Below are 20,934 nucleotides of genomic sequence, written 5' to 3' on the forward strand. Positions count from 1 at the left end.
TGCGGCTTCCGGCAGGGCCGTAAGCGTCCTACAGATTCATGATGCTAAGTGGCGGGAAGGCGTGGATTCCATCGTGAGCGTCAGGCGGGACGAAACGGCCGCGGACCTCGGGGCCTTGGCCCCTGAAGGTCAGGCCAGGCCCTACGACGAAATGCTGACGCCCGACGGCAAGGTGCGGCCGCACTACGCCGCGCTCGACGCACGGCTCTCGACCCTCTCGCCCGACGAGCTGGCCGATCGGCAGCGAACGCAGGAGCGGTTCTTCCTGCTCCAGGGCATCACCTTCACCGTCTATGGGGCGGAGAGCTCCACCGAGCGGATCATCCCCACGGACATCCTGCCGCGGATCATTCCGGCGGCGGAATGGGCCCGGATCGAGGCCGGCCTGACCCAGCGCCTGCGTGCGCTGAACATGTTCCTGGCCGACATCTATTCGGAACAGCAGATCCTGATGGATGGGGTGGTGCCGCGCGAGCTGGTGCTGAAGGCGCCCTCGTATCGGCGGGAGATGCAGAACCTCTACGTGCCGCACAAGGCCTACGCCAACGTCTGCGGTTCGGACCTGATCCGCCAGCCGAACGGCGAGTTCGCGGTGCTTGAGGACAATCTGCGGGTGCCATCCGGCGTGTCCTACATGCTGGCCAACCGCGAGGCGTCGCGGCGGGTCTTCCCGGGCACCTTCCGGGGCGCCGGCGTGCGCGCCATCGACCGGTATCCCGACCTGCTGCTGACGACGCTCAAGGGCATGGCGGCCGACTGGCGGCCGAACCCCCAGGTCGTGGTGCTGACCCCCGGGGTCTACAATTCCGCCTACTACGAACACGCGTACCTCGCCCGGCTGATGGGCGTGCCGCTGGTCGAGGGCCGCGACCTCGTGGTCCACGACAACATGGTCTACATGCGCACCACCACGGGGCTGCGCCGGATCGACGTGATCTATCGGCGGGTGGACGACGACTTCATCGACCCCCTCACCTTCCGGCGCGACTCCGCGCTGGGCGCGGCGGGCCTGTTCAACGCCTATCGCACCGGCAACGTGGTGATCTGCAATGCGCCCGGCACCGGCGTCGCCGACGACAAGGCGGTCTACGCCTATGTTCCGGAGATCATCCGCTATTACCTGGGCGAGGACGCCATCCTGCCCAACATCGAGACCTACCTCTGCCGCGAGCCGGCGCAGCTCAGCCACGTGCTGGCCAATCTGGACAAGCTGGTGGTCAAGGCGGTGGGCGCCTCCGGCGGCTACGGCATGCTGGTGGGGCCGCATTCCACCAAAGCCCAGCAGGACGCCTTCGCCGAGGCGCTGCGCGCCGATCCGGCCAACTACATCGCCCAGCCCACCATCCAGCTCTCCACCGCGCCGTGCCTGATCGACCACGCGGTGGACCCGCGCCACGTCGACCTGCGGCCGTTCATCCTGTGCGGTGAGAAGATCGTGGTGACGCCGGGCGCCCTGACCCGCGTGGCGTTGCGCAAGGGCTCGCTGGTGGTCAACTCCAGCCAGGGCGGCGGGTCGAAGGACACCTGGGTGCTCTCCGAAACCAAGGGCGACAAGTCATGATGCTCGCTCGGGTCGCCGACAGCCTCTACTGGATCGGCCGCTACGTCGAACGGGCCGAGCACATGTGCCGGCTTTCGGACGTGATGCTGAACGCCACGCTGGACCGGTCGGAGGCGGCCGCTCAGGTGGCGCGCATCGCCCTGGCGGCGGTGGGCGATCCGGACGTGGCCAAGGCCAAGAGTCCGTACGATGCGGCCCTGGCCCTGGCCCTGGACCGTGACGACGACGGCTCGATCTATTCCTCCATCGCCCGGGCGCGCGAGAACGCCCGGCAGGTCCGCGACCAGATCACCACCGAGACCTGGGAGCGGCTGAACCTGATCTATCTGCGGATGAGCGATCCGGAGGTTCGCCGCTCCTTCGAGGACGGCTCCCAGCTCTTCCTGCACGACACCATCGCCGACCTGCACCTGTTCAAGGGCGCAGGCGACGCCACCATGAGCCACGGCGAGGGTTGGAGCTTCCTGCTGCTGGGCGTCTACCTGGAGCGGGCGCAGCTGATCGGCTCGCTGCTGGAGGTGGTGTTCGGCGAGGGACGGCGTCGCCGGCCCATCGGCGACCACTTCGCCCTTACCAGCGTGCTGCGGATGGGTTGCGCGCTGGAGCCCTACCTGCGGGCGCACACCGCCGACATGCAGCCCCGGCTGATCCTGCGGTTCCTGATGCTGGACGAGGACTTCCCGCGTTCGATCCGGTTCTGCACCCAGGAGATCGAGTCGCACCTGACGGCGATCATCCGCCACGCCGGCATGGCCGGCAGCGTGGGCCCCGACCGGCTGGCCGGCCGCCTCCGCGCACGTATGCAGTACGCCGATATGGACGAGATCGAGGCCCAAGGCCCCAGCGCGTTCCTGAAGACCGTGCTGGACGAGTGCGCCGCCATCCACCGGAACCTCTACGACACCTTCGTCGCCTACCCCCTCGAAGACCGCCTTCCCGCGTAAGGATCTGACCCGTGCTGCTCGAGATCCGCCACGTCACCCAGTACCGCTACGCCTCTCTGGTGCGCGAGAGCGTCATGGAGGTGTGGATGCAGCCGCAGAAGAGCGCCCGCCAGCGGCTGGTGAGCTTCGATCTCGACCTCGACCCGCCGGCGCAGGTGTTCAGCTACCCCGACAGCTTCGGCAACGCGGTCTATCATTTCGACGTGCCCCAGCCGCACGACAAGCTGACCATCACCGCCCGCTCGGCCGTGGAGACCCAGCCCGCCCCGCCCCTGCCCGACCAGCTCGACCGTGGCGAATGGGACCGGCTGAGGTCGGAATTCCTGCGGGGCGAGAGCTTCGACTTCCTGCACCCCCACGGCTTCGCCTGCGAAAGCGAGGCGCTGCACGCCTACATGGCCGAGCACGACATCGACGCGCTCCGGGGCCGCGACCCCCTGACGGCGGTCCGGGAGCTGAACCGGCTGATCTACGACTCCTTCGGCTACGAGGCCGGGGTCACCCGCGCGGACTCGCCGATCGACGACGTGCTCAAGGCGCGGAAGGGCGTCTGCCAGGACTTCGCCCACGTGATGATCACCATCTGCCGGCTGTGGGGGATCCCGGCCCGCTACGTCTCGGGCTACCTGTTCACAGACCGCAAGCACGGCGACCGCTCGGACCCCGACGCCACCCACGCCTGGGTCGAGGTGTTCCTGCCCAGCCTGCGCTGGATCGGGCTCGATCCCACCAACAACACCGAGGCGACCGAGCGCCACGTGGCCTGCGCCATGGGCCGGGACTATTCCGACGTGCCGCCATCACGCGGCGTCTACAAGGGCGAGGCCGAGAGCCAGCTCGCCGTGGGCGTGTCCGTCCGCAAGGCCCGGGCGGCCATCGCCGATCCGGAGTTCCTGCGCGTCTCCGGCACGCCGGCCCGCAACGTGCCCGCCGGCCGCCGCGCCACCGGCAACGCGGCCTACCAGCACCAGCAGCGGCTGCACCAGATGCAGCAACAGCAGCAGTAGGTCGTCAGGAGGGGCGCTGCGGCGGGAAAGCGCTCTTGCGATGACGCTTTGACCCACCGTCCGGACTGGGGCCGAGGACCGGCGCGCCGATAGGCCGTCGTAGCCCGCCGCAGCGGCCTCAATATAGGTCAGGCGCGCGGCTGGAAAAGCGGGGCGATGGTCGCGATGGCGGCGTCGGCCTCGGCGCGGTCAGGCGCCTCGTTGGCGTCGTTGTAGCCATAGGATTCGTCCGGCCCGGAGTTCTGCACCACCATGCCGTCCGGCCGCGAAAGCGTGCCGACGCCCTTGTAGTAGATCCCGTAAGTGACCTCGGCCTGCGGGATCAGCCAGGCGATCTGGCCCCGGACCGGCACGATGCTCTCGTCCTTCCACAGCGCCCGGGCGCCATAGCCGGTGCAGTTGATCACCACCTTCTGCTTCAGGGCGGCGAGGTCGGCGGGCGTATGGAACTCCACCGTCTCGATCCGCCCGCCGTTCAGCAGGAAATCGTTGGTCAGCATGCGGCCATAGGCGTTGATGTTGAACATCGGCAGGCTGGCGCGGCGCACATGCGCCACCGGGAACGGATGCTGCCCGGCGGCGACCGCCTCGGAGGGCGGGGTCAGGTCGCGGATGCGGGCCTCGTAGTGGGCGAAATCCATCGGCTGGGGCGCACGGCCCTGGCTTGGCGCATCCGCCAGCATGTAGCGGTCGGTCCATTCCACCGGCCGGTCTGCGAGGCCCAGGTACTGCTGGTGGATGCGGAACGAGCGGCGGGCCATCTCTTCCCATTGCGCCGGGAAGGCCGCCGACACGGCGCTGTCGAGCGCGATACGGCTATCCGGCGACCAGACGCCGGTGGCGCGGGCAGAGCGGGCGTCCGGCGCCCGGTCCTTGGCGTAGATCGTCACGCGGCAGCCCGCCCGCTGGGCCAAGGTCGCGGCGGTGAGCCCCAGGGCGCCGCAGCCGATGACGGCGATGTCCCGCTCGCCGCCGGCCAGGGCGATCTTGAGCGCATTGAGGCCCGAGCCCCAGGAGAGCGACCAGCCGCTGCCCCCGTGGCCGTAGTTGTGGACCACCAGCTTATCGCCCACGGCTTCCGCCTCGATCCGCGGCCCCGCCGCCCGGAAGGGCCGCAGGCAGACGGTGATCCCCGTGATGCGGTCGGTACGGGCCTTGATCGGCGCTAGCGGCGGCGGCGCGGCGAATCCGGAGATCCCAGCGCCCTGCCCCGTCGTCGCGCAGCCGCCCAGCAGGCCGACCCCGCCCAGGGCCGCCGAGCGCTGCAGGAACGCGCGGCGGTGAGCCAATTTCACGATCTCGGATGTCACGCCCGGCCCCTCGCACTCGACGCGGCCATATCGGCCGCACCGGCGAAGAGTGGCAAGCCTAGAGCTTCGGCCGGTTGGCCAGATCGGTCCCGGTGATCTGGTAGTGCACAAGCTCCGCCACGTTGGTGGCATGGTCGCCGATGCGCTCAAGGTTCTTGGCGATGAACAGCAGGTGGATCGAATCGCCCACGCTGTCCGGCGCGGCGGCCATGGCGGCGACGATCTCGCGGACCACGCCCTCGTGGCGTTCGTCGATGTCGGTGTCCTTGACCCAGACCTCATAGGCGCCCTGGGCGTCGTTGCCGCGGTAGGACGCGATCACGGCCGCCAGCCGCTCGGCGACCAGGCGCCCCAGTTCGGAGATGCTGGCCGCCTGGGCCTCGGTCGGCGCCTTGTCCAGGCGGGGCACGCGCTTGGCGATGTTCTTGGCCAAGTCGCCGCAGCGCTCGAGCTGCATGGCGATCTTCATGGCCGCGATGGGACGGCGCAGGTCGTCGGCCATCGGCTGGCGCAGGGCGATGAACCGGACGGCGTTCTTCTCGATCTCCGCGTCCTGCAGATCGAGGGCGTTGTCGGCCCGCACCACCTTCTCGGCCGCCGGCAGGTCGTGGCGGGCGAAGACGTCCACGGACGCCCGCACCTGCGCCACCGCCAGATCGCCGAGGGCCGCCACCGCATAGGACAGGGCGCCCAGGTCGTCGTCGACCGCCTTGAGGATGTGGTCCACGGGAAGCCTCCTAGCCGAACCGGCCGGTGATGTAGTCGCGGGTCTGGTCCACGGTCGGGTTGGTGAAGATCTGCTCGGTCTCGCCGAACTCGATCAGCTTGCCCATGTGCATGAACGCCGTCTGGTCGGAGATGCGTGCCGCCTGGCCCATGTTGTGCGTCACGATCACCACGGTCACGTCGTGGGCCAGGTCGGCGATCAGGGACTCGATCTTGGCGGTGGCGATGGGGTCTAGCGCCGACGTCGGCTCGTCCAGCAGAAGCAGCTTGGGCTCCGGCGCCAGCGCGCGGGCGATGCACAGGCGCTGCTGCTGCCCGCCCGAAAGCTCGTAGGCCGGCTTCTTCAGCCGGTCCTGCACCTCGTCCCAGATCGCCGCCTGCTTCAGAGCCTTCTCGACCCGGCCCTCGACTTCGCTGCGGTTGCGGAGGCCGCGCACATAGAGGCCCGAGGCCACGTTCTCGAAGATGCTCTTGGGGAACGGGTTGGGCTTCTGGAACACCATGCCCACCATCAGCCGGACCAGGATCGGATCCACCGACCGGCTGACCAGGTTCAGGCCATCGGGCATCAACTCGATGGCCCCCTCGTAACGGGCTCCCGGATAGAGGTCGTGGATCCGGTTGAAGCAGCGCAGCAGGGTGCTCTTGCCGCAACCCGACGGGCCGATGATCGCCGTCACCTTGTTGTTGTGGATCGGCATGCTGACCGAATGCAGCGCCTGGAACTTGCTGTACCAGAAGTCGAGATTGGAGACCCGCGCGCGGATCGTCGCCTCCGGCGACAGGGGCGTTGGCGTCGTCACGGCGGGGCTCGCGATGTGAAGGGCTTCGTTCATGGTCACGTCCGAACCGTACGACGGAGGCGATAACGCAGGTAGATCGCAAATCCGTTCATCATGAGGGTCATGCACAGCAGCAGCACGCCGGTCGCCGCCGCGTTCACATGGAACTCGGCCTGGGGCCGCGAGGTCCAGTTGAACATCTGGATCGGCATCACCGTGAACGGCGAGTTCAGCCATTCGAAGTTGATCCACGGCGGCGTGGACGTAACGGGGGCCGGCGGCAGGAAGGCGATATAGGTCAGGGCGCCGATCGTGATGATCGGGGCGGTCTCGCCGATGGCGCGTGACAGGCCGACGATCGCACCGGTCAAGATCCCGGGCCGGGCGCTGGGGAGGATGTAGCTCCACATCACCTGCCAGCGGTTAGCGCCGATGCCGTAGGCGCTCTCGCGAAGGCCCGAGGGGATGGCGCGCACCGCCTCCCGCGTGGCGACGATGACGATGGGAAGGATCAGCAGCGACAGCACGAGGCCGCCCACCAGGATGGTCTGGCCCATGTCCAGCGCATAGACGAAGAAGCCCAACGCCAGCAGGCCGTAGATGATCGAGGGCACGCCGGCCAGGTTGCTGACGTTGACCTCGATGATGTCGCTGAGCAGGTTCTTCGACGCATATTCCTCGAGGTAGAGCCCGGCCCCCACCCCCAGCGGAATCGCGATCGCGGCGGTGACCAGCATCACCAGCGTCGTGCCCACCCAGGCGGACAGCACCCCGGCGGCGGCGGCCCGCCGCGACGGGAAGCTGGTCAGGAACTCGGGGCTGATGCGCCCCAGGCCGTCGATGAGCAGGTCCGCGACCAGGGTCATCAGCAGGCCCATGACCACGAAGAGCACGAGGATGCCCACCACGCCGAAGATGAGATCCTGGCGGCGCTTGACCTGGACGAGCCGGCGCGTGTCGTCGCCGGCGCGGATGGCGATGTCGCTCATCAGTAGGCCTCCCGGAACTTGCGGCGCAGGAAGAAGCCCGTGAGGTTGAAGAACAGGGTAATCACGAAGAGCACCAGGCCCGCCGCGAAGATCGTCGAATAGGCCAGTGAGCCGTGCGGCAGGTCGCCCAGGCTCATCTGCACGATGTAGGCCGTGATCGTCGCCGCCCCTTCGCGGGGATCGCCGGTGAGGTTCGGGTTCTGGCCGGCGGCGATGGCCACAACCATGGTCTCGCCCACGGCCCGGGAGAAGCCCAGCAGATAGGCGGCGGTGACGCCCGAGAACGCGCCGGGGATCACGACCTGGAAGGCCATCTGCACCCGGCTCATCCCGATGGCGAAGGCGCCTTCGCGCAGCGACATGGGCACCGCCCGCATCGCGTCCTCGCTGATCGAGACCACGTAGGGCAGGATCATCATGCCCATCACGAAACCCGGCACGAGCAGGTTGAACCCCGAGAGCCCGGGAATGAACTGCTTGGCCAGGGGCGTGAGGAACAACAGGGCGAAATAGCCGAACACCACCGTGGGCACGGCGGCCAGCATCTCGAGGATCGGCTTCAGCGCCTCGCGCACGGAGGGCTTGGCGAATTCGCTGAGGTAAACGGACAGGATGAGGCCGAGCGGCGTCGCGACCGCCATGGCGATGCCGGCCGCCCAGAACGTCGCCGTGAGCAGCGGCAGGATGCCGTAGTGGGCCTCAGTGAAGACCGGCGTCCATTCGGTGTCGGTCAGGAAGTCCCAGAACGGCACCTGCTGGAAGAACGGCAGCGACTCCGTCACCAGGACCCAGATGATGGCGCCGGTGATGAGCACCGACAGGGCCGCGCAGGAGAACAGCGCCGCCTGCATGATCCCGGCGAGGATCCGCCCACGACGCAGGAAGGCGCTGTTGCGCAGCGCCTGATACTCGGAGATCTGTGTTTCGGGTGTCATCCCGTTCCGTCACGCAAGAGCCGCCCCCGGGGACGCACGTGGCGCCCCCGGAGTCCGGCCGTTTCTACGGCTAGGGCTTGGCCGCCGCCACCGGCTTCTGGCCCACGTCGGCCAAGAGTTCCTCGACCGTCACGCCGACCTTGGAGCCGCCGTCGAAGAAGCTGCCCGTCTTGCGGGCGTCGACCTTGGCCAAGGCCAGGGCGTAGGCCTGCGTCGGCAGCGGAACATAGCCGACCTCGCCGACCAGCTTCTCGCTCTCGCCCGCCGTGAAGGCAAACTTGAGGAAGGCGGGCACGTGCGGCCGCTCGTCGGCGAACTTCTTGTTCACGTAATAGAACAGCGGCCGCGACAGCGGCTGGTAGCTGGCGTCGCGGGCGGCCTGGACCGACGGCGCCACGCACTTGCCGTCCTTCTGCCGGATCGGCACGGCCTTCACCTTGCTGGCGTTTTCCGTGACGTAGGCGAGGCCCAGGTAGCCAAGCGCGTTCGCATCGCCCGAGACGCCGTTGATGGTGACGTTGTCGTCCTCGGTCGCCGTGTAGTCGCCGCGCGAGGCGCCCTCTTCGCCGTTCACCGCCTTGGTGAAGTAGTCGAAGGTGCCCGAGTCGGTGCCGGCGCCGAACAGCTTGACCGGCTGATCGGGGAACGAGGCGCGCACCTGCTTCCACGACGTGACCTTGCCCTGGGCGGCGGGCTCCCACAGCTTCTTCAGCTCGTCGACGGTGAGGCAGTCCACGAACTTGTTGCCGGGGTTGACCACGACGGCCAGCGCGTCGAGGGCCACCGGCAGCTCGATGAACTCGACACCGGCGTCGGCGCAGGCCTTGACCTCCTCGGCCTTGATCGGGCGCGAGGCGCCGGCGATGTCGATCTCGCCGCGGCAGAACTTCTTGAAGCCGCCGCCGGTGCCCGAGAGGCCCACGGTCACCCGCGTGCCGGACGCCTTCTGGAACTCCTCGCCCAGGGCTTCCGAGATCGGATAGACGGTGCTGGAGCCGTCGATCAACAGGATCGAGCCGCCCGCGGCCTTCGGCGCGTCACCCTTCTTGGCGTCGCCGCCCGGGCTGCACGCGCTCAGCAGGGCCGCCAGGCCCGCAACGCCAAACAGAATCCGCTTTTTCATTGTCGTCCCATTCTCTGGATCGGCTGCAGCGGGCGATCGCTCGCTTGGTTCAGTAGGAGCCGGCTGCAACGCTTTCGTGACTTCTGTGGAGCCTCACCGTGTAAGGCCCCGGGGCGCTCCTTTGACTACATTTGTGTGACACTTCCACGACAGTGGCGACCGGAACAATGCGTCACGGTTCCGTCGTCCAACCACGAACGGCCATTGCGGCCCGGCGCCCCGGGCGATGCGGATGGCCGCACGGCTTTTCTTTCGTCTTCGCAGGACCGTCACGGGCGCGACACGCGGCGCAGCTAGCGTTCTGCGAAGTAAACCCCTCGCGTATCTCTCCAGACGGCCGTCCCCGAAGGCCGCGGGCCGCGACCGCCCCCCGGTCGCGGCCTTCTTTTTCGAGAGGTCGGCGGCCCTACGCCGCGATGGGGCGAAGCGGAATCGGCTGGGCCATCAGCGCCTTGCGCGCGTCCAGCCACTGGACGACCTCGAAGGTCCCGTCGAAGCGCTCGACGATGGCTGTGCAGCTCTCGACCCAGTCGCCGTCGTTCAGATAGGCGATGCCGTCGATGTCGCGCATCTCGGCCTTGTGGATGTGGCCGCAGATCACGCCGTGGACGCCGCGGCGGCGCGCCTCTTCCGCCATGGCGGCCTCGAACTGGTCGATGAACGCCACGGCGTCCTTCACCTTGTGCTTGAGGTAGGCCGAGAGGCTCCAGTAGCCCAGGCCCATCATCCGGCGCACCCGGTTGAAGTGGGTATTGAGGGCGATCAGCGCCCGGTAGCTCCAGTCGCCGAGGAACGCCAGCCAGCGGGCGTTCTGCACCACCCCGTCGAATTCGTCGCCGTGGGTGACGAGATAGCGCTTGCCGTCCGCTGCCTCGTGGATCGCGTCGCGCGCCACGATCACGCCGCCGAAGTGGACGCCGCAGAAGTCGCGGACCACCTCGTCGTGATTGCCGGGGACGTAGACGACCTTCACGCCCTTGCGGGCCAGGCGCAGGATCTTCTGCACCACGTCGTTGTGCGCCTGCGGCCAGTGCCAGCCCGAGCGCAGCTTCCAGCCGTCGACGATGTCGCCGACCAGGTACAGCGTCTCGCACTCGAGCTCGCGGATGAACTCCAGCAGGAGCTCGGCCTGGCAGCCCTTGGTCCCGAGATGGATGTCGGAGATGAACGCCGCCCGGCAGCGGACGGCGGTGGAAGTCTCGTGCATCGCTGCCCCCAACGGCGAAAGACGCAGGCGAGCGTCCGGCGAGTCTGTGACAGACCGGCGACGCCCTGCCCGCCCGTCAGCCCTCCGTATCGAGGGCGTACCCGGCGGAGCGCACGGTGCGGATGAGATCCGGCGCGTTCGGCAGGCGCAGCGCCTTGCGCAGCCGGCCCACATGCACGTCGACGGTGCGGACCTCCACATAGGTGTTGGCGCCCCAGACGGCGTCCAGCAGGCGTTCGCGGCTGAACACCCGGCCCGGCCGCTGCATCAGGAAGTCCAGCAGGCGATATTCCGTCGGGCCCAGGTGGATGTCCTGGCCCGAGCGGGTCACCCGGTGGCGGCCGCGGTCCAGGATCAGGTCGGCGTACTCCAGCCGCTCGTCGACCAGTTCCGGCCGCGTGCGACGCAGCAGAGCCCGGATGCGGGCCACCAGTTCGCTCATGGCAAAGGGCTTGACCACATAGTCGTCGGCGCCGGTGTCCAGGCCGCGGACCTTGTCGGCCTCCTCGCCTCGCGCGGTGAGCATGAGCACCGGCGTGCGACGGGTCTCGGCGCCCGCCCGAAGCTGGCGGCACACCTCGACGCCCGAGACCTTCGGCAGCATCCAGTCCAGCACCACGAGATCCGGCGGCTCCTCGGCCACGCGAAGCAGCGCCTCCTCGCCGTCGGCCGCCCGCTCAACGCGGAAGCCTTCCTTCATGAGATTGTAGTCGAGCAGGGTCGCCAGGGCGTCTTCGTCTTCGACGACCAGTACGTAGGGGTTCACGGCTGTACGCCTTCCACTTCGATGTTCGGCAAGCTCACCTTCGGTCGCTCCCCGATCAGTTCCTGGCCCGTCATCTGGAAATGCAGGATCTCGGCGATGTTGGTCGCGTGATCCCCGATGCGCTCCAGGTTCTTGGCGATGAACAGCAGGTGGGCCCCGGCGGCCACGGAGCCGGGATGATTGGTCATCAGAGAGAGCAGTTCGCGGAACAGGCTCTCGTAGTGTTCGTCCACTTCGCCGTCACGGCGCCAGACGTCCAGCGCCGGCTCCACGTCGCCGGCGGCATAGGCGTCCAGCACCTCGCGCAGGCGGGCCGAGACCAGGCGGCCCATCCGCTCGATGGCGCCGGTGAGCGGCAGCAGCGGCTCGCTGGCCGACAGCACCAGGCTGCGCTTGGCGATGTTGCGCGCGAGGTCGCCGCAGCGCTCGAGGTTCATGGCCAGCTTCAGCGTCGAGATCGCGCGGCGCAGGTCCGCATGCCCCGGCTGGTGCGTGGCGATCAGGTCCAGCGCCCGGCGCTCCACCTCGCTCTGCAGGGTGTCGAGCCGCAGGTCGCGGACGATCAGGGCCTGGGCCAGGGGCACGTCCCGGCGCACCACCGCGTCGACGGCGTCGACCACCTGCGCCTCGGCAAGGCCGCCCATGCGGATGACCTCGGCGACGAGCTGGCGCAACTCGGCTTGGTAGGTACGTGTCACTGCGGCCTCATTTCGCTGCGGTGCAAACTAATGCGATCTCGCGACAGTTTTGCGACAGCGAAGGCGTTCGGCCGCCGCCGTCGTCACGAACCGTGGGCGACCGCCGGGAGATAGACGCTGAAGGTGCTGCCCTCGCCCTCGGCGCTCTCGATGATCAGGCCGCCGCGGTGGCGGTTGACCACGTGCTTGACGATGGCGAGGCCCAGGCCCGTGCCGCCGCTGCGCTGCCCCTCGACGCGGTAGAAGCGCTCGGAAAGGCGCGGCAGATGCTGGCGCGCGATGCCCGGCCCATCGTCGGTGACCCGCAGGACCACATAGGTCTGTCCCTCGGCGGCGTCCGGCGACAGCAGCGACAGGCCCACGCCGGACCGGCTGGCGGCGCGCGCGGCCTCCACCGTGGGCGCAGCTTCCAGGCTGACGGTCACCTTGCCGCCGGGCGGCGTGTATTTCACCGCATTGTCCACGAGGTTCTGGATCACCTGCACCAGCTGATCGCGGTCGCCGACCACCGAACCCACCCCCCGGCCGACCTTGGTGGCGATGGTCACCTGCCGGTCCGCCGTCAGCGGCTTGATGGCGTCGGAGACGTCCTGGATGGTCCGCGCCAGGTCCACCTTGCCCGACGGCGCGATGTGTTCGTTCAGCTCGATGCGGCTGAGCGACAGGAGGTCGTCCACCAGGCGCGCCATCCGCGTCGCCTGCTGGGCCATGATCCCCAAGAACTTGTCGCGCGCCTCCGGATCGTCCTTGGCGTGGGTCCGCAGCGTCTCGACGAAGCCGGCCAGCGACGCCAGCGGCGTACGCAGCTCGTGGCTGGCGTTGGCCAGGAAGTCCGCGCGCATCCGCTCGGTGCGGCGTGCATCGGTTTCGTCGCGCAGCATCACCACCAGCTGGTTCGGCCCCGCCTCCCCCGTCGCCAGCGGCCGGGCGAAGGCGCGCCAGAAGCGTGGCTGCACCCCGATGGTCTCGAACGCCACCTCGGCCGACCCGCCGGATTCGAGCGCCGCCTCGATGGTCTCCAGCACTTCGGGCCGGCGCAGGGCCGCGCCCAGCGGCGCCCCGGCGAGCTCGATCCGGAAGACCTCGCGGGCGGCGCGGTTGCCATAGGTGATCTCCGGCGCGTCCCCATCGCCCCCCTGCACCACCAGCACGGGTTCCGGCAGCAGTTCGAGAATCAGCGGCGCCGCCGCGCCCGCCCCGTTCTTTTCCAGGTCCGGCATCAGCCCACCGGCACGCCGAGTTGCTGGGCCGTGCTGCGCAGCGCCTGCTGGTCGGCCGGCGAGCCGGCGAAGGCCCGGCTGGCGTCGCGATAGTCCGCCGCGGCCTCTCGGGTCTGGCCCAGGACCATGCGCGCCCGCATGAGGCGCTCCCAACCCGCCCGGTCCTTCGGGTTCTGCTTCAGGCGCTCGGCCAGCCCCGAGACCATGCCCTGGATCATCTGCTGGCGATCGCCCTCGCTCATGTCCTGCGCCGCGGCCATCTGCTCCTGGGTCGGGCCGCGGGGCGCGGAACCCATCGGCGGAGCGCCCATGGGCGCCTGCGCCGTCTGAAGCGGCGGCAGTCGGCCGGCCAGGTCGATCTTGCGATCGGCGGCGACCTTCTCGACGAACGCCCGCACTTCCAGCGCCCAGGGCGCGTCCGGCGGCGCGGACCTGAGCAGCGCGATCCAGTCGTTCATGGCGCCTTCCTGGTCGCCACGTTGGTCCTTTGCGACAGCCAGGTAGTAGCGGGCGCGCGGATCGCCGGGGTCGGCCCCCACCGCGCGCCGGAAGATCGCCTCCGCCGCCGGCGTCACGGCCCCGTCGGCGGCCAGCACGGTGGCTTCCCCCTGGGCCGACAGATATTCGGCGTTGTCCGGGTCCAGCGCCGCCGCCTTGCCGTAGGCCTCGGCGGCCTCGGCGTTGCGTCCGGTCTGCATGTACGACCAGCCCAGCATCCGCCAGCCTTCGGCGTTGTCGGGCCGCTCGCGCATCTGGGCCTCGAGCTGGGCGATCATCGCGCCCACCTCGCCCTGCGGGTGCCCCTCGGCGGTGGTGGCCATGGCGGCGGGACCGGCGGCCTTCAGGGCGGAGCCGCCCGGCACGTCGGGGCGGCCGATCTTCAGATAGAGCCCGGTGCCCGCCAGCGTGACTACCGCCACGATCCCCAGCGCCACCGCCAGCAGCGTCTTCTCAGGCAGCGGCCGCGCCTGCGCCTCGGGCTTGCGCCCCTCGGCCAGGACGCGGCGCTTGAGGTCGGTCTTCAGCGCCTCGGCCTCGGGCTGAGCCAGGGCGCCGGCCGCGGCCTGGGCCTCGATCTCGCCCAGCTGGTCCTTGAGCACGCTCACCGCGTCGGCGCGCCGCTCCCGGGCCGCGTCGCGCCGGCGCACCAGCGGGATGGCCAGGCCCACGGCCGCCAGGACCGTCATCAGGGTCAGGATCATCCAGAGCATTCAGCGGGCCCCATCAGGACGGGTGGTGTCGTCGGCGTTCAGCATCGCGGCCAGCTCGGCCTCTTCCTCGGGCGTCAGGTCGCCCGCCCGGGCCGGCGAGCGGCCCCGCATGTAGACCGCCGCCCCGAGGGCGCCCAGCGCCAGCACGGCCAGAGGCCCGAACCACAGCGCCAGGGTATCGAGCCGCATCGGCGGCTCCAGCTGCACGAAACTGCCGTAGCGGGCGACGATGAAGTCCATCGCCTGCTTGTCCGTGTCGCCCGCGCTGATCCGCTCGCGCAGGATGATGCGCAGGTCGCGGGCGAGCGTGGCGTCCGAATCGTCGATCGACTGGTTCTGGCAGACGACGCAGCGCAGCTCCTTCGACAGCTTGTGCGCGCGCGCTTCCAGCGCCGGATCGGCCAGCTGTTCGTCGGGATTCACCGCGCCCGCCGGACCGGCCAGCAGGGCGAAGGCGACGGCGAGGGAGATGAGGCGCCTCACGGTTCCTTCCTCAGCTGTTCCATCAGCGGGCCGACCTTCCGTTCCCAGTCGTCGGGGGTCAGGGCGCCCACGTGGCGATAGCGGACGCGGCCCTGCTTATCGATGACGAACGTCTCGGGCACGCCGGCCACCCCGAACTCGATGCCCGTCCGGCCGGTCTGGTCGTTGCCCGCGCGGATGTAGGGATCGCCCCGCTCCGCCAGCCATTGGGCTCCGGCGGCGGCGTCTTCCTTCCAGTCCAGCCCGTGGATCGCCACGCCCTCTTGGCGCAGGCGCATCAGCACCGGGTGCTCCACCCGGCAGGGCCCGCACCAGGAGGCGAACACGTTCAGCAGCACCGGCTCGCCCCGCTGGAAGTCGGTGTTGGACAGGCCCTGGTCTCCCGGCCGAAGCGGCGCGGTGGTGAACGCCGGCAGCGGCTTGCCGATGAAGGCCGATGGCAGGGCGCGGGGGTCGCGTCCGAGGCCGACGAAGAACACGCCCAGCAGGATCAGGAACCCGACGACCGGCAGGATGAACAGCAGCCGCTTCATTCCGCCGCCACCGGCTGGCCCACGGGCAGGGTCTTCACGGCCGCGCCGACCCGCACGCGGCGGTCGCTGAGCGACACCGCCCCGCCGGCGGACATCACGAACCCGCCGATCCAGATCCAGACGATCAGGGGATGGTCCCAGAGGCGCACGATGACGCCCGCCTCCGACTCCTCGCCCACCGAGACGTAGAGGTTGCCCAGCGGGCCGACCCGGATGCCCGCCTCGGTGGTCTGCGACTGGGCGGACGGATACCACCGCTTCTCGCTGCGCAGGTCATAGGCGCCCATGGGGCCCTTGACCGCGAACTGGGCTCGCTTGGCCTGGTAGTTGGGCCCCTCCACGATGTCGTAGTCGGTCAGGGTTAGGGTGCGGCCGGCGAAGGCGACGCTGTCGCCGACCTTCATGTTCAGCACCTTGTCGGAATCCCAGGCGGTGACCCCGGTGATGCCCAGGGTCAGGAGCCCCAGCCCGGCATGCGCCGTCACCAGCCCGACGATGGAGCGCGGCGTGGTGCGGATCGCCCGGCCGAGGTAGGCCCGGCCCGACCACCACCGGCGTCCCAGGATCCAGACGCTGCCCAGGATCAGCCAGGCGGAGAGCGCGAGCCCGCCCGCGGTCGCCACGCCCTTCAGCCCCCCGAACGGCAGCGCGACCAGGAGGACCAGGCCGGCGACGATGGCCGGGATGCGGACGCGGTCGAACACCTTGCGCGCCTCGTCCCGCTTCCAGTTGAGCATCGGGCCGAACACCACGAGGAACAGCAGCGGCACGGCGAGCGGCGAGAAGGTCTTGGCGTAGTACGGCGGCCCGACCGAGATCTTGTCGCCGTTGATCATCTCGATGAACACCGGGCTGAAGGTGCCCAGGAACACCGTGGCCGTGAGGGCGGTCAGGAAGAGGTTGTTGAGAGTGATTCCCCCTTCCCGCGAGAGCGGCTGGAACAGGGCGCCCGAGCGGATCGCCGGCGCCCGCCAGCTGTAGAGCGCCAGCGACAGCCCCGTGGTCGCCGCGAGGATGCCCAGGATGTAGACGCCCCGCTGCGGGTCGACGGCGAAGGCGTGGACGCTGGTCAGGATGCCCGAGCGGACCAGGAAGGTGCCCACCAGGCTCAGCGAGAAGGTCAGGATCGCCAGCAGGATCGTCCAGCTGACCAGGGCCCCTCTGCGCTCCAGCACCAGCGCCGAGTGCAGCAGGGCCGTGCCCAGCAGCCACGGCATCAGCGAGGCGTTCTCCACCGGGTCCCAGAACCACCAGCCGCCCCAGCCCAGCTCGTAATAGGCCCAGGCGCTGCCCAGGGTGATGCCGGCGGTGAGCGGGATCCAGGCGGCCAGCACCCACGGCCGCACCCAGCGCGCCCACGCCGCGTCCACACGGCCCTCGATGAGCGCGGCGACGGCGAAACAGAAGGCCACCGAGAAGCCCACATAGCCCAGGTAGAGCAGCGGCGGGTGCATCACGAGCCCCGGGTCCTGGAGCAGCGGATTGAGCTCGGTCCCCTCCGCCGGCGCCGGCGACAGCCGCAGGAACGGGTTCGAGGTGAAGAGGAGGAAGCCCAGGAAGGCCGCGCCCAGCACGCCCTGAACGCCAAGCACCCTCGCCTGCAGCGTCTCGCGCAGCGTGCCCCCAAAGAACGCCACGCCCGCGCCGTAGATGGCGAGGATCAGCACCCAGAGCAGCATGGAGCCTTCGTGGCTGCCCCAGGTGGCGGCGAATCTGTAGGCCAGGGGCTGGGTCGTGTGACTGTGCCGCGCCACCAGGGCCACGGAGAAGTCGCAGGTGACGTAGGCCCAGGCCAGGCACACGAAGGCCAGGCTGACGAAACCGCCCTGCAGCAGCGCCGCCTGCCGGCCCACCGCCATCAGCACACCGTCGCCCCTGTGCGCGCCCCAGAGCGGCGCGCCCGATTGGACCAGCGACAGCAGCAGGGCGAGGATCAGCGCGAACTGACCGACTTCCGCCAACATGGACTTTGTGCTCCCCTCGGACCTGCGGCGCGTGGTAGCGCGTTCGGCGCAGATCGGAAATGTTAGTGTGCCAGGGAGTGCCTTGAAGGCGTAGGGGTCGGCGGCCAAAAGCCGCTGGGGGCGTAGGTTAATGGCGGAAGTCTACAAGATCGCGATCGTCGGATCGGGTCCTGCCGGAATGAGCGCGGCTGCTCATGCCGCGAAGAAGGGCATCAGCCATGTCCTTCTGGAGAAGACCGACCACCTCTCCGACACGATCTTCCGCTACCAGAAGGGCAAGCACGTGATGGCGACGCCGTCGGTGCTGGTCCTGCGCGCCGACTGCGAATTCGACGCCGGCAAGCGCGAGAAGATACTCGCCCAGTGGAACGAGGACGTGAAGGCGGCGGGCGTGAACGTCCGCTTCAACGCCGAGGCCAAGGCCATCACGGGCGAAAAGGGCGCCTTCACCATCGAGCTCACCAAGGGCGGGCAGATCCAGGCGGAGAACATCGTCCTGGCCATCGGCACCCAGGGCAATCCGAACCTGATGCGTTGCGACGGCGCAGGGCTGCCCCACGTGCAGTACCAGCTGGACGACCCGGGCGAATATACCGACGAGCACATCTTCGTGGTGGGCTCGGGCGACGCGGGCATCGAGAACGCGCTGGGCCTCGCCGCCGACCCCGCCCAGGGCAATACCGTCACCATCCTGAACCGCTCGGCCGACTTCGCCCGCGCCAAGAAGGCCAACGTCGACAACCTGATGGCCGCCCGCGACGCCGGGCGCATGACCATCATGACCGAGACCTCCCCCGTGCTGGTCGAGCCGGGCTGGATCACGGTCGAGACCCCGCAGGGCTCGTCCCGCTACAAGTGCGACCGGATCATCGCCCGGATGGGCGCCTCGCCGCCGCGCAAGTTCGTCGAAAGCTGCGGTATCGCCTTCGCCAGCGAGTCGCCTTCGGCCTTCCCGGCCCTTTCGCCCACCTTCGAGACAACCAAGCCCGGCATCTATGTCATCGGCGCCCTGGCCGGCTATCCGCTGATCAAGCACTGCATGAACCAGGGCTTCGACGTGGTGGAGTTCATCAGCGGCGTCACCGACCTGGAGCCCGCCGACGAACCCCTGCTGAAGGAAAAGCTGCAGGGCCTCCCCGGCCGCCGGTCGGTGTCGGAATGGCTGGAGTTCCTGCGCAGCCGGGTCGAGATCCTGAACGGCCTGTCCCCCCTGCAGATGCGGGAGTTCCTGCTCGACTCCGAGGTCCGGGCTTACAAGCCCGACGAGGCGATCTTCATCCGCAACGACCAGGGGTCCTCGCTGTTCGGGATCGCCGAGGGCTCGGTGAAGGTCGAGGTCGATCCCTCGAACCCCAACATCACGGTGCCGATCGGCGAAGGCTCGATCTTCGGCGAGGTCGGCCTGATCTCAGGGCGCAAGCGCGGCGCGACGATCCGCGCTGCCGAGCCGACGATCTGCGTCGAAATCCCGCGTATGGCCGCCCTGAAGCTGATGGCCCAGGTGCCGGAAGCCCGCGACACGGTGAACCGCATCACCAGCGAGCGGCAGGTCCTGCAGATCTTCAAGTCGGGCCTCACCCCCGCCGACATCCAGGAGGTGCTGGCGGGCGCCGAGGTCATGGACGTGAAGCCCGGCCAGGCGATCATCAACGAGGGCGACGTCTCGGACGACCTCTACATCATCCGCTCCGGCTCCATGATCGTGGAGAAGAACCTGGGCGGGAAGCCCGTCTTCATGTCCTACGTCCCGGCCGGCTCGTACTCGGGCGAGATGGCGATGATCGAGCGTGCGCCGCGGGTGGCCACCGTGAAGGCCGCGATCCGCTCGACGGTCGTGAAGCTGCCGGCCGATCCGTTCCGGCGGCTGCTGGCCCGCAAGCCCGAGCTCGCCAAGCGCATGTACGACGAGATGAAGGCGCGCCGCGAGATCAACGCCTTCATCGAGGAACAGAAGGAGGAGTTCGGCGGCGCCGTCGACATGTACTCCTCGGTCGCCAACTTCCTGATCAAGCAGGGCATCGGCGAGGCCACCGACGTGCTGCTGATCGACGAGAGCCTCTGCGTCGGCTGCGACAACTGTGAGAAGGCCTGCGCCGATAGCCACGACGGCCTGAGCCGCCTGAATCGCGAGGCGGGCACTACCTTCGCCAACATCCACGTGCCGACGTCCTGCCGCCACTGCGAGCACCCGCACTGCATGAGCGACTGCCCGCCGAACGCGATCCGGCGGGGGCCGGACGGCGAGGTGTTCATCTCCGACACCTGCATCGGCTGCGGCAACTGCCAGCGGGCCTGCCCCTACGGCGTGATCCAGATGGACAAGCCGCCGCCGCCCAAGCCCAAGCTCTGGGAGTGGATGCTGTTCGGCAAGGGCCCCGGCCCGGGCCAGCCGGACTACGAATGGCGTAAGAAGGCCTCCAAGGGCGGCGCCGGCGGCGAATCGCCGAAACTGGCGATCAAATGCGACATGTGCTCGGGCAAGGCCGGCGGACCGGCCTGCGTGCGGGCCTGCCCGACGGGGGCGGCGATCCGGGTCTCACCCGACGCCTTCCTCTCGGTGGCGCGTATCGACAGGGGCGCGGGCTGACACGTGACGCAGGTTGGGGGGCATCATACCGAGCGCGTGAGGCAGCGGACCCATGAGGGGTTCCTGCGTCACAAGGGATTCCGTTGGGCGCAGATCGCATCGTTGATCTGCCTTGTGGCGGTGGCGATCTATTTCTTTGTGGCCGCCCGTCTTGCCGAACCGCCCAACGGCGGCAGCTGGCTGGGCTACATCCTGGGCGTAGTCAGCGCCGGCCTGATCGTCTGGCTGGCCTGCCTGGGCGTGCGCAAGCGGGTCATCACCGCGGGCCACTATTCGCTCAAGGCCTGGGTCTCGGCCCACGTCTACCTGGGCCTGTCGCTCATCGTGCTGGCCACGCTGCACACGGGTTTCCAGTTCGGCTGGAACGTCCACACCCTCGCCTATTCCCTGATGATGCTGGTCATCGCCTCGGGCGCCCTGGGCATCTGGGCCTACGCCACCCTGCCCCAGCGGCTGCACGGCAACCGCGGCGAGACCACCCGCAAGCAGATGCTGGAGGCGTTGGAGAGCCTGGACAAGCAGCTCCACGACCTGGCGCTGCCGCTCGACCGCGCGGGCGCCCAGGTGGTCCGCCTGTCGCTCGAGGAAACCGAACTCGGCGGCAGCTTCTGGCGACGCCTCACCGGCGCCTACGGGAACTGCGCCACGAGCCGGGCCCTGCGCCAGGTGAAAGCCCTGCCCGCGCCCGCCGATCCGCGCCAGGCCGACGCCCTGGAGAAGATCGAGACGGTGCTGCAGCAGAAGGCCGATGTGCTGGGCCTCGCCCGGCGCCAGATGCAGATCACCGCCCTCCTTGAGGGATGGCTGTTCGTGCACATCCCCGCCACCTTCGCCCTGCTGGCGGCGCTCACCGCGCACATCGTCAGCGTCTTTACGTACTGGTGAGCC

General features: G+C 69.2%; 18 protein-coding genes and 1 pseudogene. 5 read left to right on the forward strand and 14 right to left on the reverse strand.

Annotated features, from left to right (window positions below; genetic code table 11):
- Positions 1-151 precede the first annotated feature (151 nt).
- From A2790_RS21805 to A2790_RS21815, 3 genes are read left to right on the forward strand one after another with little or no spacing between them, the layout of a single operon-like run.
- Positions 152-1,561, forward strand: a complete 1,410-nt coding sequence (locus tag A2790_RS21805) for a circularly permuted type 2 ATP-grasp protein (protein WP_363081489.1) — start codon at positions 152-154, stop codon at positions 1,559-1,561.
- A complete protein-coding gene (locus A2790_RS21810) occupies positions 1,558-2,505 on the forward strand; it encodes an alpha-E domain-containing protein (protein ID WP_293396389.1) in 948 nt (315 codons plus the stop codon). Before A2790_RS21805 ends, A2790_RS21810 begins: the two co-directional genes overlap by 4 nt.
- An 11-nt stretch (positions 2,506-2,516) precedes the next feature.
- The gene (locus A2790_RS21815; RefSeq protein WP_293396392.1) at positions 2,517-3,512 is read left to right on the forward strand and encodes a transglutaminase family protein; all 996 of its coding nucleotides are present in this window, start codon (positions 2,517-2,519) and stop codon (positions 3,510-3,512) included.
- A 128-nt stretch (positions 3,513-3,640) separates the two neighbouring features.
- On the opposite strand, the gene A2790_RS21820 is transcribed toward A2790_RS21815, so the two are convergent.
- From A2790_RS21820 to A2790_RS21885, 14 genes and pseudogenes are all read right to left on the reverse strand, one after another.
- A complete protein-coding gene (locus tag A2790_RS21820; protein ID WP_293396395.1) occupies positions 3,641-4,822 on the reverse strand; it encodes an FAD-dependent oxidoreductase in 1,182 nt (393 codons plus the stop codon).
- 58 nt (positions 4,823-4,880) lie between these two features.
- Positions 4,881-5,549, reverse strand: a complete 669-nt coding sequence (gene phoU, locus A2790_RS21825) for a phosphate signaling complex protein PhoU (protein WP_293396398.1) — start codon at positions 5,547-5,549, stop codon at positions 4,881-4,883.
- Positions 5,550-5,559: 10 nt separating this feature from the next.
- Complete coding sequence (gene pstB, locus A2790_RS21830) at positions 5,560-6,384, reverse strand: phosphate ABC transporter ATP-binding protein PstB (RefSeq protein ID WP_293396401.1); 825 nt, start codon at positions 6,382-6,384, stop codon at positions 5,560-5,562.
- A 2-nt stretch (positions 6,385-6,386) separates the two neighbouring features.
- The gene (gene pstA / locus A2790_RS21835; protein WP_293396404.1) at positions 6,387-7,319 is read right to left on the reverse strand and encodes a phosphate ABC transporter permease PstA; all 933 of its coding nucleotides are present in this window, start codon (positions 7,317-7,319) and stop codon (positions 6,387-6,389) included.
- Positions 7,319-8,254, reverse strand: coding sequence for a phosphate ABC transporter permease subunit PstC (gene pstC, locus A2790_RS21840; protein WP_293396407.1), 936 nt, complete (start codon positions 8,252-8,254; stop codon positions 7,319-7,321). The genes pstA and pstC overlap by 1 nt, the downstream gene beginning before the upstream one ends.
- Before the next feature lie 70 nt (positions 8,255-8,324).
- Positions 8,325-9,377 (reverse strand): PstS family phosphate ABC transporter substrate-binding protein, encoded by a 1,053-nt coding sequence (locus A2790_RS21845; RefSeq protein WP_293396410.1) that lies wholly within the window; start codon positions 9,375-9,377, stop codon positions 8,325-8,327.
- A 466-nt stretch (positions 9,378-9,843) separates the two neighbouring features.
- Positions 9,844-10,584 (reverse strand): annotated as a pseudogene (locus A2790_RS21850) (UDP-2,3-diacylglucosamine diphosphatase); the annotation flags it as partial.
- A 76-nt stretch (positions 10,585-10,660) separates the two neighbouring features.
- Positions 10,661-11,350: a phosphate regulon transcriptional regulator PhoB gene (gene phoB, locus A2790_RS21855; protein ID WP_068879349.1), complete on the reverse strand. Its 690-nt coding sequence runs from the start codon at positions 11,348-11,350 to the stop codon at positions 10,661-10,663.
- Complete coding sequence (gene phoU / locus A2790_RS21860; RefSeq protein WP_068879350.1) at positions 11,347-12,048, reverse strand: phosphate signaling complex protein PhoU; 702 nt, start codon at positions 12,046-12,048, stop codon at positions 11,347-11,349. Before phoU (A2790_RS21860) ends, phoB begins: the two co-directional genes overlap by 4 nt.
- Before the next feature lie 83 nt (positions 12,049-12,131).
- Positions 12,132-13,268 carry an ATP-binding protein gene (locus A2790_RS21865; RefSeq protein WP_293396420.1) on the reverse strand — a complete coding sequence of 379 codons (1,137 nt, stop codon included), beginning with the start codon at positions 13,266-13,268 and terminating at the stop codon, positions 12,132-12,134.
- Positions 13,268-14,479, reverse strand: coding sequence for a c-type cytochrome biogenesis protein CcmI (gene ccmI, locus A2790_RS21870; RefSeq protein WP_293396423.1), 1,212 nt, complete (start codon positions 14,477-14,479; stop codon positions 13,268-13,270). The genes A2790_RS21865 and ccmI overlap by 1 nt, the downstream gene beginning before the upstream one ends.
- Positions 14,480-14,962, reverse strand: a complete 483-nt coding sequence (locus tag A2790_RS21875; protein ID WP_293396426.1) for a cytochrome c-type biogenesis protein — start codon at positions 14,960-14,962, stop codon at positions 14,480-14,482.
- Complete coding sequence (locus A2790_RS21880; protein WP_293396429.1) at positions 14,959-15,495, reverse strand: DsbE family thiol:disulfide interchange protein; 537 nt, start codon at positions 15,493-15,495, stop codon at positions 14,959-14,961. Before A2790_RS21880 ends, A2790_RS21875 begins: the two co-directional genes overlap by 4 nt.
- On the reverse strand, positions 15,492-17,459 hold the full coding sequence (locus A2790_RS21885; protein ID WP_293396432.1) for a heme lyase CcmF/NrfE family subunit: 1,968 nt from the start codon (positions 17,457-17,459) through the stop codon (positions 15,492-15,494). The genes A2790_RS21880 and A2790_RS21885 overlap by 4 nt, the downstream gene beginning before the upstream one ends.
- Before the next feature lie 130 nt (positions 17,460-17,589).
- Here A2790_RS21885 and A2790_RS21890 point away from each other — a divergent pair, with 130 nt between their 5' ends.
- Positions 17,590-20,046, forward strand: a complete 2,457-nt coding sequence (locus tag A2790_RS21890) for a cyclic nucleotide-binding domain-containing protein (protein WP_293396435.1) — start codon at positions 17,590-17,592, stop codon at positions 20,044-20,046.
- A gap of 102 nt (positions 20,047-20,148) precedes the next feature.
- The gene (locus tag A2790_RS21895) at positions 20,149-20,931 is read left to right on the forward strand and encodes a hypothetical protein (RefSeq protein WP_293396438.1); all 783 of its coding nucleotides are present in this window, start codon (positions 20,149-20,151) and stop codon (positions 20,929-20,931) included.
- Positions 20,932-20,934: the final 3 nt, after the last annotated feature.

The organism is Phenylobacterium sp. RIFCSPHIGHO2_01_FULL_69_31 (genome assembly GCF_001824475.1).
GTDB lineage: Bacteria > Pseudomonadota > Alphaproteobacteria > Caulobacterales > Caulobacteraceae > Phenylobacterium.

Bases quoted from the DNA above. Each gene is read 5' to 3' on its own strand.
- A2790_RS21805 (WP_363081489.1), top strand. From the start codon at position 152: ATGCTGACGCCCGACGGCAAGGTGCGGCCGCACTACGCCGCGCTCGAC.
- A2790_RS21810 (WP_293396389.1), top strand. From the start codon at position 1,558: ATGATGCTCGCTCGGGTCGCCGACAGCCTCTACTGGATCGGCCGCTAC.
- pstB (WP_293396401.1), bottom strand. From the start codon at position 6,384: ATGAACGAAGCCCTTCACATCGCGAGCCCCGCCGTGACGACGCCAACG.
- pstA (WP_293396404.1), bottom strand. From the start codon at position 7,319: ATGAGCGACATCGCCATCCGCGCCGGCGACGACACGCGCCGGCTCGTC.
- pstC (WP_293396407.1), bottom strand. From the start codon at position 8,254: ATGACACCCGAAACACAGATCTCCGAGTATCAGGCGCTGCGCAACAGC.
- A2790_RS21845 (WP_293396410.1), bottom strand. From the start codon at position 9,377: ATGAAAAAGCGGATTCTGTTTGGCGTTGCGGGCCTGGCGGCCCTGCTG.
- A2790_RS21865 (WP_293396420.1), bottom strand. From the start codon at position 13,268: ATGCCGGACCTGGAAAAGAACGGGGCGGGCGCGGCGGCGCCGCTGATT.
- ccmI (WP_293396423.1), bottom strand. From the start codon at position 14,479: ATGCTCTGGATGATCCTGACCCTGATGACGGTCCTGGCGGCCGTGGGC.
- A2790_RS21880 (WP_293396429.1), bottom strand. From the start codon at position 15,495: ATGAAGCGGCTGCTGTTCATCCTGCCGGTCGTCGGGTTCCTGATCCTG.
- A2790_RS21885 (WP_293396432.1), bottom strand. From the start codon at position 17,459: ATGTTGGCGGAAGTCGGTCAGTTCGCGCTGATCCTCGCCCTGCTGCTG.
- A2790_RS21890 (WP_293396435.1), top strand. From the start codon at position 17,590: ATGGCGGAAGTCTACAAGATCGCGATCGTCGGATCGGGTCCTGCCGGA.